The sequence below is a fragment of the Neptunicoccus cionae genome, from assembly GCF_002860325.1.
GTDB lineage: Bacteria > Pseudomonadota > Alphaproteobacteria > Rhodobacterales > Rhodobacteraceae > Amylibacter > Amylibacter lutimaris.
In genome coordinates this window covers 325369-342627 of the sequence record NZ_PKOJ01000003.1, presented here as the reverse complement: position 1 = coordinate 342627, position 17259 = coordinate 325369, and the positions used below count along the sequence as shown (strand labels likewise).

At 56.5% G+C, this 17259-nt stretch carries 15 protein-coding genes and 1 tRNA gene; 10 read left to right on the top strand and 6 right to left on the bottom strand.

Annotated features, from left to right (window positions below; all coding sequences use genetic code 11):
• Nucleotides 1–70: 70 nt before the first annotated feature.
• The 5 genes from C0U40_RS10495 to C0U40_RS10475 all read left to right on the top strand — a co-directional run bounded on the left by C0U40_RS10495 (nt 71) and on the right by C0U40_RS10475 (nt 5652).
• The gene (locus C0U40_RS10495; protein ID WP_101655719.1) at nt 71–1147 is read left to right on the top strand and encodes a branched-chain amino acid ABC transporter permease; all 1077 of its coding nucleotides are present in this window, start codon (nt 71–73) and stop codon (nt 1145–1147) included.
• Between the two features lie 64 nt (nt 1148–1211).
• Nucleotides 1212–2498, top strand: coding sequence for an ABC transporter substrate-binding protein (locus C0U40_RS10490; protein ID WP_101655718.1), 1287 nt, complete (start codon nt 1212–1214; stop codon nt 2496–2498).
• Between the two features lie 74 nt (nt 2499–2572).
• Complete coding sequence (locus C0U40_RS10485) at nt 2573–3394, top strand: ABC transporter ATP-binding protein (RefSeq protein WP_101655717.1); 822 nt, start codon at nt 2573–2575, stop codon at nt 3392–3394.
• Nucleotides 3395–3485: 91 nt separating this feature from the next.
• On the top strand, nt 3486–4712 hold the full coding sequence (locus tag C0U40_RS10480) for a phenylacetate--CoA ligase family protein (protein WP_101655716.1): 1227 nt from the start codon (nt 3486–3488) through the stop codon (nt 4710–4712).
• Nucleotides 4713–4836: 124 nt separating this feature from the next.
• Nucleotides 4837–5652, top strand: a complete 816-nt coding sequence (locus C0U40_RS10475; protein WP_180957671.1) for an acyl-CoA thioesterase — start codon at nt 4837–4839, stop codon at nt 5650–5652.
• Between the two features lie 114 nt (nt 5653–5766).
• Here C0U40_RS10475 and ykgO read toward each other — a convergent pair whose 3' ends face one another.
• The gene (gene ykgO / locus C0U40_RS10470) at nt 5767–5892 is read right to left on the bottom strand and encodes a type B 50S ribosomal protein L36 (RefSeq protein ID WP_072746485.1); all 126 of its coding nucleotides are present in this window, start codon (nt 5890–5892) and stop codon (nt 5767–5769) included.
• Nucleotides 5893–5964: 72 nt separating this feature from the next.
• Nucleotides 5965–6039: transfer RNA gene (locus C0U40_RS10465), tRNA-Val, on the bottom strand.
• A gap of 129 nt (nt 6040–6168) precedes the next feature.
• On the opposite strand from C0U40_RS10465, the gene C0U40_RS10460 reads away from it, so the two are divergent.
• Nucleotides 6169–7029, top strand: coding sequence for an N-formylglutamate amidohydrolase (locus C0U40_RS10460; protein ID WP_101655714.1), 861 nt, complete (start codon nt 6169–6171; stop codon nt 7027–7029).
• A 27-nt stretch (nt 7030–7056) separates the two neighbouring features.
• On the opposite strand, the gene C0U40_RS10455 is transcribed toward C0U40_RS10460, so the two are convergent.
• From C0U40_RS10455 to gloB, 4 genes are all read right to left on the bottom strand, one after another.
• Nucleotides 7057–8292, bottom strand: coding sequence for an adenylate/guanylate cyclase domain-containing protein (locus C0U40_RS10455; protein ID WP_101655713.1), 1236 nt, complete (start codon nt 8290–8292; stop codon nt 7057–7059).
• A gap of 141 nt (nt 8293–8433) precedes the next feature.
• Nucleotides 8434–10755 carry an ATP-dependent Clp protease ATP-binding subunit ClpA gene (gene clpA / locus C0U40_RS10450; RefSeq protein ID WP_101655712.1) on the bottom strand — a complete coding sequence of 774 codons (2322 nt, stop codon included), beginning with the start codon at nt 10753–10755 and terminating at the stop codon, nt 8434–8436.
• A 260-nt stretch (nt 10756–11015) separates the two neighbouring features.
• Nucleotides 11016–11792 (bottom strand): hypothetical protein, encoded by a 777-nt coding sequence (locus C0U40_RS10445; RefSeq protein ID WP_101655711.1) that lies wholly within the window; start codon nt 11790–11792, stop codon nt 11016–11018.
• A gap of 29 nt (nt 11793–11821) precedes the next feature.
• On the bottom strand, nt 11822–12589 hold the full coding sequence (gloB, locus tag C0U40_RS10440; RefSeq protein ID WP_101655785.1) for a hydroxyacylglutathione hydrolase: 768 nt from the start codon (nt 12587–12589) through the stop codon (nt 11822–11824).
• Nucleotides 12590–12654: 65 nt separating this feature from the next.
• Between gloB and C0U40_RS10435 the strand changes: the two genes are divergently transcribed.
• The 4 genes from C0U40_RS10435 to atpA all read left to right on the top strand — a co-directional run bounded on the left by C0U40_RS10435 (nt 12655) and on the right by atpA (nt 17249).
• Nucleotides 12655–13437 carry a hypothetical protein gene (locus C0U40_RS10435; RefSeq protein WP_101655710.1) on the top strand — a complete coding sequence of 261 codons (783 nt, stop codon included), beginning with the start codon at nt 12655–12657 and terminating at the stop codon, nt 13435–13437.
• A gap of 102 nt (nt 13438–13539) precedes the next feature.
• The gene (locus C0U40_RS10430) at nt 13540–14724 is read left to right on the top strand and encodes a multidrug effflux MFS transporter (protein WP_101655709.1); all 1185 of its coding nucleotides are present in this window, start codon (nt 13540–13542) and stop codon (nt 14722–14724) included.
• Nucleotides 14725–15153: 429 nt separating this feature from the next.
• A complete protein-coding gene (locus C0U40_RS10425; protein WP_101655784.1) occupies nt 15154–15714 on the top strand; it encodes a F0F1 ATP synthase subunit delta in 561 nt (186 codons plus the stop codon).
• Entirely contained in the window at nt 15714–17249 is a 1536-nt protein-coding gene (gene atpA, locus C0U40_RS10420; RefSeq protein ID WP_101655708.1) for a F0F1 ATP synthase subunit alpha, read from the top strand. The genes C0U40_RS10425 and atpA overlap by 1 nt, the downstream gene beginning before the upstream one ends.
• The last annotated feature ends 10 nt before the right edge of the window (nt 17250–17259 follow it).

Genomic DNA, 17259 nt, shown 5'->3' with positions numbered 1-17259 from the left:
GAGCCTCCGGCGGGGATATTTTTAACCAGAAGAAGACCGGTGGTCTGAGAATACAAAAGGGGCAGCGCTGATGTTTTATCGTGAAGCTGGTGATTTCAAGACGACGTATGCGGACGACAGCCAGACGTTCCCGATCAAGTTCGACCGCTACCGCTATTGGGCTGTTTTGGCCTTTGCCTTTCTGGTGGTGCCCTTCATCATCAACGACTACTGGCTGAATGCAGTGGTGTTGCCCTTCCTGATCTATTCGGTTGCGGCCATCGGGCTGAACATCCTGACCGGCTATTGCGGACAGGTGAGCCTTGGCAGCGGCGGGTTCATGGCAGTAGGGGCCTATGCCTGCTACAAGTTCATGACCTCTTTTCCGGGGATGGATATTTTCTCGGTTATCCTGCTGTCGGGCTTTGTGACGGCGGCGGTCGGCATTCTGTTCGGTTTGCCAAGCCTGCGGATCAAAGGGTTCTATCTGGCGGTGGCAACACTGGCAGCACAGTTCTTTCTGGTCTGGCTGTTCAATAAGGTGCCGTGGTTCTACAATTATTCCGCTTCCGGCCAGATCAACGCGCCGGAGCGGACGGTCTTTGGCTATGCGGTGACGGGTGCCGAAACGCAGGCTTGGGCGGTTTATCTTGTTGCACTTGTCTTTGTGGTGGTACTGGCGGTGGTTGCTCGCAACCTGACACGCGGGTCATTGGGGCGCAAATGGATGGCGATCCGCGATATGGACATCGCCGCCGAGATCATCGGGGTAAACCCGATGACTGCGAAACTGTCCGCTTTTGCCATCAGTTCCTTCTATGTCGGGATCAGCGGTGCGATGTTCTTCGTACTTTACCTTGGCGCTGTGGAAGTGGGCGAAGCTTTCGGGATCGGTAAATCCTTTATCATCCTGTTTATGGTCATCATTGGCGGGCTCGGATCCATCTTCGGGTCTTTCGCAGGCGCTGCCTTTATGGTGCTGATGCCGGTGCTGCTGAAAAACGTCATGGTCGGCCAGCTTGGCTGGGCCACGGATCTGGCAGCGCATTTCGAATTTGTTATCGTGGGCGGGCTGATCATCGTGTTCCTTATTCTGGAACCGCATGGTCTGGCGCAACTGTGGCGGTTGGCCAAAGAGAAACTGAGACTTTGGCCTTTCCCGCATTAGGGCCAAATTTATTGCGCCCTTTAGGGTGTGTTTACTGTGTCAAAACCTTGGGAGGATAGAACACATGAAGTTTACGAAACTCGCAGCAGCAGCCGTGGCGGCTGTTATTACTGCGGCGCCGGTGATGGCGGATCTGGTGGTCCCGTCGCTGAGCTACCGCACCGGTCCTTACGCCGCCGGTGGTATTCCTTTTGCTGACGGCTACGCCGATTATCTGACCCTGATCAACGAGCGCGATGGCGGCGTTGGCGGTGAAAAAATCAAGATTACCGAGTGTGAAACCGGCTATAACACCGAAAAAGGTGTGGAATGCTACGAGGCCACAAAAGGCGACGGCGCGCTGGTTTACGAACCGCTGTCTACTGGTATCACCTATCAGCTGATCCCCAAAGCGACTGCGGACAACATTCCGGTCCACACGCTTGGCTATGGTCGTACATCCGCCAAGAACGGCGATGTGTTCAGCCACGTGTTCAACTATCCTGCGAACTACTGGGATGGTGCGTCCGGTATGGTGAACTACCTGCTGGAAACCAACAACAATGACATCAGCGGCAAAACCATCGCGCTGGTCTATCACAACTCTGCTTTCGGCAAGGAGCCGATCCGCACACTGGAAGAACTGGGCAAGAAGCACGGCTTCAAACTGACCCTTCTGCCTGTCGACCACCCCGGTCAGGAGCAGAAATCCCAGTGGCTGCAGATCCGCCGCGAGAAGCCCGACTATGTTCTGATGTGGGGTTGGGGCGTGATGAACCAGGTTGCGGTTCAGGAAGCGGCCAACGTGCGGTTCCCGATGGAAAACTTCATCGGCATCTGGTGGTCCGGTGCGGATCATGACGTTCTGCCAGCCGGTGCGGCTGCAGACGGCTACAAGGCTGTGACATTCCACGGTGTTGGCAGCGACTTCCCTGTTTATGATGACATCAAAAAATATGTTGTTGATGCAGGTAAGGCTGCGGGTTCCGGCGATACAGTTGGTTCGGTTCTGTACAACCGTGGTCTTTATGCAGCGATGCTGGCTGTAGAGGCGATCAAGGATGCGCAGGCGGCCACTGGCAAATCCGACATCACAGCGGGCGATCTGCGCGATGCGATGGAAGGTCTGGAAATCACCGAAGCGCGGATGGAAAGCCTTGGATTGGGCGGTTTCGGCCCCGAGTTCAAAGTGACCTGTGAAAACCACGGCGGTGACGGCCTTGTAGGTGTTGCGCAATGGGATGCGACAGCGAAAACATGGTCGCTGATTTCGGACTTCAAACCGACAGACAGCGAAGTGATTGATGCGCTGATCAAGGAAGATTCCGAAGCTTACGCCAAGGAAAACAACATCGAGTCCCGCTGCAACTAAGGCCGGACGGAAAACAATCACCGGGCGGAGTGTCCCGCCCGGTGGACCCAAATGCAAAAGCTTGGAAGTGAACGATGCTGGACGCTGGCAAAACCGAGACCCTGTTAGAGGTCAACAACATCGAAGTGATCTACAATCACGTCATCCTTGTCCTGAAGGGGGTGAGCCTCTCTGTGCCCAAAGGCGGGATTACAGCGCTGCTTGGCGGGAATGGCGCGGGTAAGACCACGACTCTCAAGGCGATTTCCAACCTTCTGCATTCGGAGCGGGGCGAGGTGACCAAAGGCTCGATCCTCTACCGCGATGACCCTGTCGCCGATCTGTCCCCCGCCGAACTGGTGCGGCGCGGTGTTATTCAGGTGATGGAAGGGCGGCATTGTTTCGAGCATCTGACCGTTGAGGAAAACCTTCTGACCGGCAGCTATACCCGCAACATCTCCCGCGCGCAGCTCGCGCAGGATCTGGAACTGGTCTATACATATTTTCCGCGCCTGAAAGAGCGGCGCAAGTCGCAGGCGGGGTACACTTCGGGCGGCGAGCAGCAGATGGTTGCCATCGGCCGCGCGCTGATGTCCAAGCCGGAAACGGTTCTGCTGGACGAACCATCCATGGGGTTGGCACCGCAACTGGTGGAGGAAATCTTCGGCATCGTGAAGGATCTGAACGAGAAGGAAGGCGTATCTTTCCTGTTGGCAGAACAGAACACCAACGTCGCTCTGCGCTTCGCCCATTACGGCTATATTCTGGAAAGCGGGCGCGTTGTGATGGACGGACCTGCCGCCGAATTGCGCGAAAATCCGGATGTGAAGGAATTCTATCTCGGCATGTCGGACGACGGACGCAAATCCTTCCGCGATGTGCGCAGCTACCGCCGCCGCAAACGCTGGCTGAGTTGATCGGGCGCGCTGCGGCGTGACGGGGATCGAGTATTTTAGGAACATTGAAGCCGGATTACATGAAGGTCGCGGTTTGAAAGAGGGCAGTCTGATGGCATTTTACGACGAGTTGGAAACACGCAGCGCAGACCAGCGGGCCTCGGATCTGGCCAAGGCCCTGCCGCGCCAGATTGCACAGGCGCAGACCAGTGCCAAAGGTTATGGCACAGCGCTGGCCGATGTAGATGCGGCACAGGTGGTGGATATGGCTGCACTGGCCAAACTGCCGGTTCTGCGTAAATCCGATCTGGTAGCAGCGCAGAAATCAACGCCGCCATTTGGCGGGTATGCAGCGCACGGCGTTGCTGGGTTTGACCATGTGTTCCAGTCTCCAGGGCCGATCTATGAACCTGGAATGCGCGGAAGCGACTGGTGGCGTATGGGGCGCGGCTTGTTTGCGGCGGGTGTGGGCAAGGGGGATGTGGTGCAGAACTGCTTTTCCTATCACCTGACCCCTGCGGGAATGATGTTCGAGAACGGCGCTGCGGCAGTTGGCGCAACCGTTTTGCCTGCTGGCACAGGTCAGACCGAATTGCAGGTTCAGGCGGCAGCGGCGCTGGGGGTGACAGCCTATACCGGCACACCGGATTATCTGAAAGTGATCCTAGACAAAGCGGCCGAGATGGGGGTGGATCTGAACCACTTGAGAAAGGCCGTGGTCGGGGGGGGAGCGCTGTTCCCGAGCCTGCGGGCCGAATATGCGGATCGCGGAATCGCCTGTCTGCAGGGCTACGGTACGGCGGACCTCGGGTCTATCGCGTACGAAACGCCTGCGATGGAAGGCATGATCGTCGATGAGGGTGTGATCGTAGAAATCGTCACGCCGGGCACTGGCAACCCTGTGGCCGAAGGGGAGGTGGGCGAGGTCGTCGTGACCACGCTCAACCTCGATTATCCGCTGATCCGTTTTGCAACCGGAGACATGAGCGCGGTGCTGGCGGGGCAATCCCCTTGCGGGCGGACCAATATGCGCATCAAGGGCTGGATGGGGCGTGCGGACCAGACCGCCAAAATCAAGGGAATGTTTGTGCGCCCCGAACAGGTGGCCGATCTGGTCGCGCGTCACGATGAAGTATCCAAAGCCCGTGTGGTTGTAAGTCGTGACGGCGAATCCGACAGCATGACCGTTCTCTGTGAAGCGGCGAATGGCGCGGATGCCGGACAGATCGAGACCTCGGTGCGCGATGTGCTCAAACTGCGGGGGCGGGTGGAACTGTATCCCGTCGGCAGCCTGCCAAATGACGGCAAGGTGATCGACGACCAGCGTAGCTATGACTAATGGCTGACGTCCCGTCACGGTGACGCGGTGTCCGAATTGTCCGTTGTCCAAGCCGTTGTTATAGCGGAGGGAGAAACGTTGCAGGCCGTGGGCATCCCCGCCTGCCCAACAGATGGACGCTGCCATGCCGGATACCCACCCCTTTGATCTCGCCACTGCTTTGACTGCCACAGACACCGGTGTGTGGACCGGTGCGCCTGCGCCGGATTATGCCAATATGGTCGGCTCTTTCGGTGGCGCTACTACGGCGACGGTCCTGAACGCTGTGCTAAGCGACGCGCGTTGTCAGGGCGATCCTGTGTCCATGACCATCAATCTGCTGTCCGCTATGGGAACGGGCGGGTTCGAGGTTGTGTCCAAACTCTGCCGTACCGGAAAATACACGCAGCACTGGAGCCTTGAGCTGCTACAGGACGCGAAGATCTGTGCCACGGCAACAGTGGTTTGCGGCCATCGCGGCGATGTTTTTGGCTACCAGCCTGTAACCATGCCGGACGTACCTGCTGCGGAAGCTGTTGGGATGCAAGACGGTCGCGGGCCTTTAAAGTGGCTGGAACGGTACCGCTTCGGTTTCGTGAAGGGCTTGCCGGACTGGACAGGAAAACCGAAAGAGGGATTCGGAGAAACGCGGACCGAAGTCTGGATCGGAGACAATCCACCGCGTCCGCTGGATTATCTATCGCTGGCGGCACTGGCGGATTGCTTCTTTTTGCGTCTCTTGCATGTGCGCGGCACGATGCAGCCGATGGGCTCTGTGTCTATCACCACCCATTTTCTGGCGAATCAGGCAGATATCAAAGCACAGGGGACTGCACCCGTATTGGGGGTTGCGGATGCCATGCGGTTTCAGGGGAATTTCCACGACCAGCAAATGCAGCTTTGGTCTTCGGATGGAAAGGTGCTGGCCACGGGCACACAGCTTGTCTGGTACCGCCAGTAGCGCCCTGCCGGTTTGTGGCGGGACACCGCCACAGCCTGCCAACAGAAGCTGTACTTCAAAAGCAAAAGGCCGCAGCGGGAGCTGCGGCCTTTTGAATATAGAATGTGTCGGAACTTAACCCTGACGTGCCTTAAAGCGGCGCTGGGTTTTGTTGATCACATATACGCGGCCCTTACGACGAACCACACGGCAATCCCGGTGGCGCGCTTTGAGCGAGCGGAGCGAGTTTTTGACCTTCATGGCCTTCTCCTTTTTCGCGGCGCGCGGGGAGGCGCCTTTTTGTTTCGGTTATACCAGACCCCGAGGGGGGAATGGTGGGCGTAACTGGGATTGAACCAGTGACCCCTTCGATGTCAACGAAGTGCTCTCCCGCTGAGCTATACGCCCGAATCCAAGCATCTGTCGAAGCTGACAGAAATTCGTGTTCGCGGTCTATAGGCGGGTTCGCGGACGGGTTCAAGAGGTTTTGCATCTCTAATCGCGCAATGGTATCAGATGATAACAAGAGAGACTGCCATGACCCCTGTAGAATACCACTTGCACCTGCCTGAAACCATTACCTGCGGGACGGTTTTTTCCTCTCCGCACAGCGGGCGGGACTATCCGGCGTCCTTTTTGCAGGAATCAGTTCTGGATTCTGTGGCGATTCGCAGTTCGGAAGATGCCTTTGTGGATGAGCTTTTCGGCGCGGTTACAAATTTCGGCGCACCGTTGTTAAGCGCATCCGCGCCGCGGGCTTATGTGGACCTGAACCGTGGCATAGACGAACTGGATTCTGCCGTGATTGACGGTGCCCGCGCTTTCAAGGGAAACCCCCGCGTCGCTTCCGGGCTGGGGGTGATTCCCCGTGTGGTTTCAGAAGGCCGTGCGCTGATCAGTGGCAAGATCAGCCTGAAACAGGCTGAGGAGCGGTTGAGGCGGTATTACACCCCCTATCATGCCCAGCTCGGCGATCTGCTCCGGACCGCCCGTGCGGCCTTTGGGCAGGTTCTGCTGGTGGACTGCCACTCAATGCCCCATGAGGCCGTTGCAAATGTCACGGGCCTGTTTGGCCGTTCGCCGGATATTGTGCTTGGCGACCGGTTCGGTTCGTCCTGTGACAATGCCTTTGTCGAGGAGATCGAGCGTTTCTTGAAACAGGAAGGGTTTCGGGTGGCGCGCAATACGCCTTTCGCGGGGGCTTATATTGCGCAGGCCTACGGGCGGCCGAGTTCGGGACAGCATTGTCTGCAGATCGAAATCGATCGCGCCCTTTATCTGGATGAGAAAACGGTGACAAAGAATGACCGGTTTGACGATGTTCGCAAAAGCTTGAGCAGGGTTTCCGCGCAGATTTGCGAGATGACCAACTGGCCGATGCAGATGGCGGCGGAATAGCAGTGAAACGCGCTTTGTCAGGGCAGCTTAACGCATACCCTCAAGATACCACAAATCCAGATCGCCCTTGCCTTTGATACTGACTTTTCCCCGTTCTTCAAAGTCGAACTGGGATTCAAGAATCGCTTTGGTTTCTGCTGTGACCTGTATTTTGCCGTTGGTTCCGAAGGTTTCCAGCCGCGCTGCCGTGTTTACTGTGTCGCCCCAGACATCATAGAACGGTTTTTTGGTGCCGATGACGCCGGCCACCACCGGTCCTGTGTGGATCCCGATGCGCAGTTCGATGTTCTCGCCCATTTCTTCCGCAAATTTGTTGGTTTCTGCCACCATATCAAGCGCCATACGTGCCACCCGTTCGGCGTGGTCCGGTTGGGCTTCGGGCATTCCGCCTGCCACCATGAAGGCATCCCCCAGCGTTTTGATTTTTTCCAGCCCGTGCCGGTTGGCCAGATCGTCAAAACGGGTGAACAACTGGTTGAGGAATTTGACCAGCATATCGGGGCTCTGGTGGCTGGCACGGGGAGTGAACCCGACAATATCGGCAAACAGGATTGTCGCTTCTTCGTGGCTGTCGGCAATCGTGCGGCCGGGATTGCGCTTCAGTTGCGCTGCAATCGGTCCTGGCAACATGTTGGAGAGCAGGGCCTCGGAGTATTCATACTCTTTTTGCAGGGCTTCCTCGGCCAGACTGGCCTGTTTGAAACCGTAGAACACCATACAGAAGATGAACAGCATCGCAGTGGGGATCGAAAGATAATAGAACACGTCCATAAATCCGTCCGAGACGACGATGAACGGGGCGGGCTGCTCAAAGTTGCGATCCGCGATGATGAAACAGGCCAGCCCGAGAAAAATCGAAAGGATTGAAAGCGGGTTTTGACGGATGCCGAATATGGCGATGGCAGTTGTGGCACCAGCCAGCAAATAGAAATGCACGCCGGACCGGGCAGAGAACATCCACGCAATTGTCGTGGCGAATATCAGCCACAGCGAGAGGTTGTACAGGCCTCCTGCATAGGGGTTGGAAGCATGGAGCAGCGGTGTAAGCTGGAAGGCGACAGCGCAGAACAGGGTCAGGCAGATCGGTATCCACAAAGCCTGAGCATCATAAAGTGCAAAAAGGATCGCATGGGGCACGGCCAGAGCGGTGATCAACATTACAAGAATGTTGGTCATAACAATCCGCCGCTTTGCCGGTCCTTCGAATTTCTCCGTGCCAAAAGAGATCCAGCCAAGCAGGCGCGATTTCAGCACATCGCCCACTTCGTCACCATTAATTTATGAATAAAAAAAACTACCCTCACGTCATGGTGACGTAAGGGTAGTTAGTGTACAAGCAACTTTTGCTAGAAAGCTGCAAACAGTGGGAAATTCACAGCGTTTTCACGGAAATTTCCCGCTGGATCAATCCGCCGTCAACAGGGGCGGCTTGGATTTCGGGATGCGCCGCTTTTCCGGTGGCTCCATCTTGAGTTCCAGTTTGCCGTCCTTGACCGAGACTTTTACCAAACCGCCTTTGGTCAGCTTGCCAAACAGCAGTTCTTCGGCCAGCGGTTTCTTGACATGTTCCTGAATGACACGGGCCAGAGGCCGTGCACCCATTTTGTCGTCATAGCCTTTCTCGCCAAGCCATGCAGATGCAGCCGGTGTGAGTTCGAATACCACGTTGCGGTCCATAAGCTGGGCTTCCAGTTGCAGGATGAATTTGTCCACAACTTTGGAGATGGTTTTCTTACCAAGCGGTGCAAAGGAGATCACCGCATCCAGACGGTTGCGGAATTCCGGCGTGAACAGCTTCTCGATTGCGGCGGTGTCTTCACCTTCGCGGCGACCGCGGCCAAAGCCGATGGCTTCCTTGGCGGCATCGGCAGCACCAGCATTCGATGTCATGATCAACACGACATTGCGGAAGTCCGTTGTGCGGCCGTTGTGGTCGGTCAGCTTGCCGTGGTCCATCACCTGCAACAGGATGTTGAATACATCGGGGTGGGCTTTCTCCACCTCGTCCAACAGCAGGACACAGTGGGGGGTCTTGTCCACACCATCTGTAAGCAGGCCGCCCTGATCAAACCCGACATAACCCGGAGGTGCGCCGATCAGGCGGGAGATCGCGTGTTTCTCCATGTACTCGGACATATCAAAGCGCAGCAGATCCACGCCGAGCGTGTCGGCAAGCTGCTTGGCCACTTCGGTTTTACCTACGCCTGTCGGGCCAGCGAAGAGGTAGTTGCCGATGGGTTTTTCAGGCTCACGCAGACCGGCACGGGACAGTTTGATCGCAGAGGTCAGCGCCTCGATCGCAGGGTCTTGGCCGAATACCACCCGCTTGAGGCTTGATTCCAGATCCCGCAGCACTTCGGCGTCGTCCTTGGAAACTGTTTTCGGCGGGATGCGGGCGATTTTTGCCACGACTTCCTCGATCTCGGACACGTCGATCTTGGTTGTACGTTTATCCTCGGGGATGATGTGCTGGTGCGCACCGGCCTCGTCGATCACGTCAATTGCCTTGTCGGGCAGTTTGCGATCATGGATATACCGTGCCGAAAGCTCGACCGCCGTGCGGATCGCTTCGGGGGTGTAGGTGATCTGGTGGTGTTCCTCGAAATGGGGTTTCAGACCTTGCAGAATTTGCACGGCATCTTCGACAGAAGGCTCGTTCACGTCGATCTTCTGGAACCGGCGTGACAGGGCGCGGTCCTTTTCAAAGTGCTGACGGTATTCCTTATAGGTTGTGGAGCCCATGCAGCGCAGTTTGCCACCCTGAAGGGCAGGCTTCAGCAGATTGGACGCATCCATTGCCCCGCCAGATGTGGCACCAGCACCGATAACCGTGTGGATTTCGTCAATGAACAGAACCGCATCCTTGTGTTCTTCCATTTCGGTCATCACTGCTTTCAGGCGTTCTTCAAAGTCGCCCCGATAGCGGGTTCCGGCCAGCAATGCCCCCATATCAAGAGAATAGATCGTGGCACCGGACAGAATTTCCGGGGTTTCACCTTTGATGATCTTATTGGCGAGCCCTTCGGCGATTGCAGTTTTACCAACACCGGGATCACCCACAAGAATCGGGTTGTTCTTACGGCGGCGGCACAGCACCTGAATGCAGCGTTCCACTTCATGGTCGCGGCCGATCAGCGGATCAATATCGCCTGCAGCGGCTTTGGCGTTCAGGTCCACGCAGTATTTTTGCAGCGCGGTTTCTTCCTTGCTGGTTTCCTCGCCCTCGAAGTTCAGGTCCTCGATGTCTTCCGATCCGCTGACAGGGCGGGTGTCGGTAAAGCTCGGGTCTTTGGCAACGCCGTGAGAAATATAGTTCACCGCATCGTAGCGGGTCATGTCCTGTTCCTGCAGGAAATAGGCCGCATGGCTTTCCCGTTCGGCAAAGATGGCTACCAGAACATTGGCACCGGTGACTTCGCTGCGACCGGAAGATTGAACATGGATCGCGGCGCGCTGGATCACCCGCTGGAAGGCGGTTGTCGGTGCGGCTTCGGACCCGTCGATTTCAGACACCAGACTGTCAAGTTCGGTATCCAGGAACTGGATGAGGGTGCCCCGCAATCCTTCCAGATCAACTTCGCAAGCGCGCATCACCTGCGCGGCATCGGTTTCGTCGATCAGGGACAGCAGAAGGTGTTCCAGCGTGGCAAGCTCGTGCTTGCGATCGTTGGCATGCCCCAAGGCTGCGTGAATTGCATTTTCCAGGCTGCTCGAAAAAGATGGCATAGATCTAGACTTTCATTTTTGCAGCGTTCCCCGAAAACGCTGGTTAACCCCATAGTTTAAACTTCGGCGAGATTGCGAAAGCTTCAAGGGGTTTTTCGAAAATTAACTGTAAAAATGTAAAAAGAGAGTCATTTACGCCGCGTTGTGGCTCTGCTCTAGGCACTTTTACAGGACCAGACGGAAATGTGTCCGATCCGGTCCGGTTTCAAGGGCGGTCCGGCTACACGCTGCCGTTACCGCACTCTTGCACTGGCGTCGCCCTAGCGTTTGACAGGCACCAGCAAGGTTTCCGGTCGTACCCGTTCAGCATCTTTAAACAGGGAAAACGACTGGTTCACATAATTCACTGCCGCAGAGGTATGGTCAATGAAACCTTCGAGTTCAGGTGTCATTTGCGCTTCTACCATAGAGACAGAGCGATCCTGCGGATTGGTTTCAAACTGGACATAGAACCAAGGCTGCCCCCGTTTCAGGATCAGGTCCTGCGCCGTGTCATGCCATTCAAACGCCCACATCAGGGGGCGCGGCCAGTTGTTGATGGCAAAGCGGCCGCCAAAGATCGTACCGGGCAGCGGTGTCTTGGTATAGTGCATGAAGGCAGAGAGTTGTGTCATGTAAACCGGCTCGTCCGCGATGAACGTATAGGGCAGGGACACCTGCACCGTGGGCCGGTCCGCATAACGCCATTCGTGTTCCGCCGTCAGATGCAGTTTTTTGGACAGAACATTTCCGCGCACCGGACTGGCATCGCCGTTCATGTTTCTAAGACCCGGCTTGCCCTTCTCGTCGCGTACAAACCGCAGGTGCAGGTCATAGGGCACGCGGATCATAAAGTAGCGGCTCTCCATATTGATGATGGCAGGGCAGCGGGACGCCGATTTCGCATGGTTGCGGTTCACTTCGGCAGAGCGGATGCGTTCAGGCGGGTAATAGACCACGCCGGAGCGCTGCTCGTTCAGCAGCCAGCCCACACGCACCGGACCGGAGCGCGGGGCGGGGTGGGCGTCTTTTGGTTCAAACCAGTCTTTGAGGGCCAATTCTTCTGTCTCTTTAAATCACGTGGTCGTTAGAAATTGTCTTTACGGGTGCGGATTTCAGCAAAAACCTCCGCGTCGCTGGCATCTTCCATTCCGAGCGCGGCTTTCACCTTGGGGTGGTTGGCGCGTAGGAACGGGTTGGTGGCCAGTTCTAGCCCGAGATTGGAAGGCACGGTCGGTTCCCCTTTGGCACGGGCTTCCTCGGTCGCTTTCATGCGGGCGATGTAGCTTTCGTTTTCCGGTTCTATGGTCATGGCGAATTTGCCATTGCTGGTGGTGTATTCATGGCCGGAATAGATCGTCATCGCGCGGGGCAGGGTATGGAACTTCTTCAAGGTGTTCCATTGCTGTGCCATTGTGCCCTCAAACACACGCCCGCATCCCCAAGCCATCAGGCTGTCTGCGGTAAAGGCAGCCAGTGCCTCGTCAAAGATAAAGGCAATATGGCCGAGCGTGTGGCCCGAGACATCAATCACACGGCAGGTTTCCGCGCCGAGCTGGAAGCTGTCACCGTCCGACAGTTGGGTGTCGAGCGGAGGCAGGCGGTAGGCATCCGGTGCCCCACCGGAGACGGAAGCGCCGGTTTCGTTGCGCAGTTCCTCTACGCCCATGATGTGATCGTCGTGATGGTGGGTCAGCAGGATATGATCCAGTGACCAGCCCTTTTCCGAAAGGACATCCAGAATAGGTTTGGCTTCGGGAACGTCCACAACGGCCACCTGATCGCTTTCGGTTTCGCGCAGGATAAAGGCATAGTTGTCTGACAGGCAAGGAACTGTAATGATCTCTAAGGGCATAGTGTTTTGTTCCTCCATATGTTTTAACTTTCAGTTTAGTCTGGCCGAACTTGCAGGGTGATGCAATGCACTTGGATGTGGTTGATCTCCATTCCTTTTATTACCGCACCAAACTGGGGCGGATTGCCCAGCGTGCGCTGCGCGAACGTATTGTTGAACTTTGGCCCAATACCAAAGGCCAAACCGTGGCGGGCTTCGGCTTTGCCGGGCCGATGCTGCGTCCCTTTTTGGCGGACAGTCGCCGCGTGCTGAACCTGATGCCCGGTCAGCAGGGGGTAATGCCCTGGCCGGACGGATTGCCAAATCACTCGGTGATGATCGAGGAAACCCGCTGGCCGATGGGGACGGGCGTGATCGACCGGCTGATCGTGCTGCACGGGTTGGAAACCTGCGAGCGGCAGGCGGATTTGCTGGACGAAATCTGGCGTGTGCTTGGTCCCGGCGGACGTGCGCTGTTTGTGGTGCCGAACCGGTCCGGTCTTTGGGCACGGCGGGACAAAACGCCTTTCGGGTTTGGTCGGCCTTACAGCTTCAGCCAACTTGAATCGCAACTGCGCAAGCACGGGTTTGTGCCCGGACGGCAGGTTTCGGCGCTATTTCCGCCGCCGAGCCACCGTGCGTCGCTGGTCCGCTCTGCGCAGGTGTTTGAACGCTTTGGCGCCAAGATGTCATGGCTTTTGCCTGCGGGCGCTGTGATGATCGAAGTCACCAAGCAGGTTCATGCGCCGACTCGCCCGGGTCTGGGAGAGGCCGTGCGCCGCCCGCTGGAAGCGCTTGAGGGTATAGCCAAGCCGGTTGGCAAGCCGGTGCGGGGCCGTGAAAACGCCAGTTCGCGCCGCCGCTGCTGACAGGACGAGTCAGGAGACAAATCCGCAGATCCGAACACGGCTTGGCAAGGCCGTCCCCGCCATTGTAGGCGGAGGCAATCAAACTGTTTATGGATTAACTCAATGTTTCGTATCGCTCTTATTCTTGGCCTGATGTCCGCTGTCGGGCCATTTGCAATTGATATGTATCTTCCCGCCCTGCCGCAGATTGCGGCAGACCTGAATGCTTCGGTCGCCTCTGTTCAGGGGACGATTACAGCCTTCTTTCTTGCTTTCGGCCTGTCGCAACTGGTTTACGGGCCTTGGTCCGATCAGGTTGGCCGCAAGCTGCCGATCTATGTCGGGCTGGCGGTTTTTGTGCTTGGCTCGCTCGGGTGTCTATGGGCGCCGACAATCGGATGGCTGACTGCCTTTCGTTTTGTGCAGGGACTGGGCGCGGCGGTTGTTATGGTGCTGCCCCGCGCGATTGTGCGCGACCTTTACACTGGCAATGACGGCACGCGTCTGATGGCGATGATCATGCTGGTGATCAGCGTGTCACCCATGCTGGCGCCTCTGGCAGGCAGCTTACTGTTGTTGATCGCCGATTGGCGGGCCTTGTTCGCAGTCTTTGTGGTTGCCGCGTTGGCAAGCCTGTCGATGGCGCGGTTCGCGCTGCCGGAGACCCTGCCGTCTGACAACCGCGTAGCAGTCAACGGGGCAAACCTGATCCGTGGATGCAAAACCCTACTGACGGATCGCGGGTTCATGGCGCTGACACTGGTCGGGGCCTTTGGAATGGCTTCCTTTTTTGTTTTTATTGCCAGCGGCTCTTTTGTTTACACCGGCGAATTCGGCCTGTCGCCTATCGGTTTCAGTCTGGCCTTTGCCGTTAATGCTATCGGCTTTTTCGGCGCCTCCCAGATGGCGGCCCCGATCGGCGAGAAGTTTGGCATGGTGCGGGTGGTGCGCATGGCTGTTCTGGGATTTGCCGGATCAACCTTGTTCCTGCTTGCGCTCGGGCTGGCCGGTTTGGTGAATCTCTACGTGCTGGTTGCGATGCTGTTCTGCGCCAATGCCTTCCTTGGGTTGGTGATTCCGACAACGATGGTTCTCGCTCTGGAAGAGCACGGAGAGATTGCCGGTCTGGCCTCCAGTCTTGGCGGCATGTTGCAAATGCTGATCGGCGGTCTGATGGTAACAGTTGTCGGCCCGTTTTTTGACGGAACTGCCCTGCCAATGGTCGCGGCGATAGCGCTTTGCGGTGTGCTGGCGCTGGGCGTCAGTGCAGCTATGATCCGCCCGCAGCGGATGCCTGCGCCTTCCTGAAAATGGCGACTGAACTCACATCTGACGGGGCGGTGCCGGAAACGGGCCGCCCTTCGTGTTTTTGCCGGTTTGACATTGCCGCAAAGAGGCCCATATCCTGAACTCCGGTGTCCCGATTGTCGCGGCCGACGGCCTTGAAACGGGAATTCACAATCGGGATTCGACGAAATTGCGACTGATTTCCTCCGGAATCGACATTTCGGGACCAAAAAAAATGCGCCTAAACGGGCGCAGATTGTCGCGTTTTTTGGTAAGTGTTTGAAAGTAAGTGATATTCCTTGATAAGCCCTGCGTAATGCTTAGTTGCGCGACGGGGATACCTTTGCTATCACCGCGCTGATTTGAAGAGGCAGGCATTCGCTTGCCTCTGACTTGTGCAAATCTGATGTCGCCGATGAGCGGTGGCAAGACAAAATCGGAAGGGTTTTCGTGTCTGACAAAGGTTCGATATCGTCAGGGATCGCCGTGCGCTATGCCACTGCTGTCTTTGAGCTGGCCAAAGAGGCCAATGAACTCCCCGCTTTGGAAAAAGATCTTGATGCGTTGACAGCAGCGTTGGAGGAAAGCACCGATTTTGTCGAGCTGATCTCCAACCCCGTCTATACACGTGACGAGATGGCCGCTGCGGTTGCCGCCATTGGCAAGAAAATGAAACTGACTTCAACTGTAGCGAACACGCTCGGCCTGATGGCGCAAAAGCGTCGCCTGTTCGTGCTGCCAGCGTTGATTGATACCGTAAAAGGTATGATCGCCGAAGAGAAAGGCGAAGTCAGCGCAGAGGTAACAGCTGCCAAAAAGCTGACCAAAGCACAGGAAGAAAAGCTGACCAAGACGCTGAAGGCGTCTGTGGGCAAGGATGTAAAAGTGAATGTGACCGTTGATGAAAGCCTCATCGGCGGTTTGATCGTTAAAGTGGGCTCGAAGATGATTGACTCGTCGATCAAATCCAAGCTCTCCAATCTTCAAAATGCAATGAAAGAGGTCGGATAATGGGTATCCAAGCTGCAGAAATCTCTGCGATCCTCAAGGACCAGATCAAGAGCTTTGGCGAAGAAGCCGAAGTGGCCGAAGTTGGCCGTGTTCTGTCCGTGGGTGATGGTATCGCGCGTGTACACGGGCTGGACAATGTTCAGGCTGGTGAGATGGTTGAATTCCCCGGCGGTATCCGCGGGATGGCGCTGAACCTGGAAAGTGACAACGTTGGTGTTGTTATCTTCGGTTCCGACCGCGACATTAAAGAGGGCGACGTTGTTAAACGGACGAACTCTATCGTGGACGTTCCGGTTGGCCCCGAGCTGCTGGGCCGCGTTGTAGACGGTCTGGGCAACCCGATCGACGGCAAGGGTCCGATCAATGCGACCCGTCGTGCACAAGCCGAAGTTAAAGCGCCGGGCATTATCCCGCGTAAATCGGTTCACGAGCCCATGCTCACAGGTCTGAAGTCCGTTGATGCTCTGATCCCGGTTGGCCGTGGCCAGCGCGAACTGATCATTGGTGACCGTCAGACAGGTAAGACAGCCATCGCGCTGGATACCATGCTGAACCAGAAGTCCTACAACGACGCTGCAAAAGACGATTCAGAAAAACTGTTCTGTATCTACGTTGCGATCGGCCAAAAGCGTTCCACTGTTGCCCAGCTGGTGAAAAAGCTGGAAGAAACAGGCGCGATTGAATACTCCATCGTTGTTGCTGCGACTGCGTCCGACCCTGCGCCTATGCAGTTCCTCGCACCTTATGCTGCGACGTCCATGGGTGAATACTTCCGTGAAAACGGAATGCACGGTCTGATGATCTATGATGACCTTACAAAACAAGCCGTGGCCTATCGTCAGATGTCCCTGCTTCTGCGTCGTCCACCAGGACGTGAAGCTTACCCGGGTGACGTTTTCTACCTGCACTCCCGTCTGCTGGAGCGCTCTGCGAAGATGAACGAAGAAAACGGTTCCGGCTCCCTGACAGCTCTGCCTGTTATCGAAACCCAAGGCGGCGACGTTTCTGCGTTTATTCCGACTAACGTGATCTCCATCACCGACGGTCAGATCTTCCTTGAAACCGAACTGTTCTACCAAGGCATCCGTCCTGCGCTGAACACAGGTCTGTCCGTTTCCCGTGTTGGGTCCTCCGCACAAACAAACGCGATGAAATCTGTTGCGGGTTCGATCAAGCTGGAACTGGCCCAGTATCGCGAAATGGCTGCCTTTGCGCAGTTCGGCTCCGATCTGGACGCGTCTACACAGGCCCTGCTGAACCGTGGTGCCCGCCTGACCGAACTGCTGAAGCAGCCTCAGTACTCTCCGCTGACAAACGCCGAGCAGGTTGTTGTTCTGTACGCAGGTACAAACGGCTATCTCGACAAAATCGCCGTAAGCGATGTTGGTCGTTTTGAAGCCGGTCTGCTGGCGCACATGCGCGGTACTGCCAAAGATGTTCTGGACTTCATTGCGAAAGAAGACCCGAAGATCAAAGGCGACGCAGAAGAAAAAGTGAAAGCCGCCGTCGAAGCCTTTGCTAAAGACTTCGCTTAAACATTGGCCC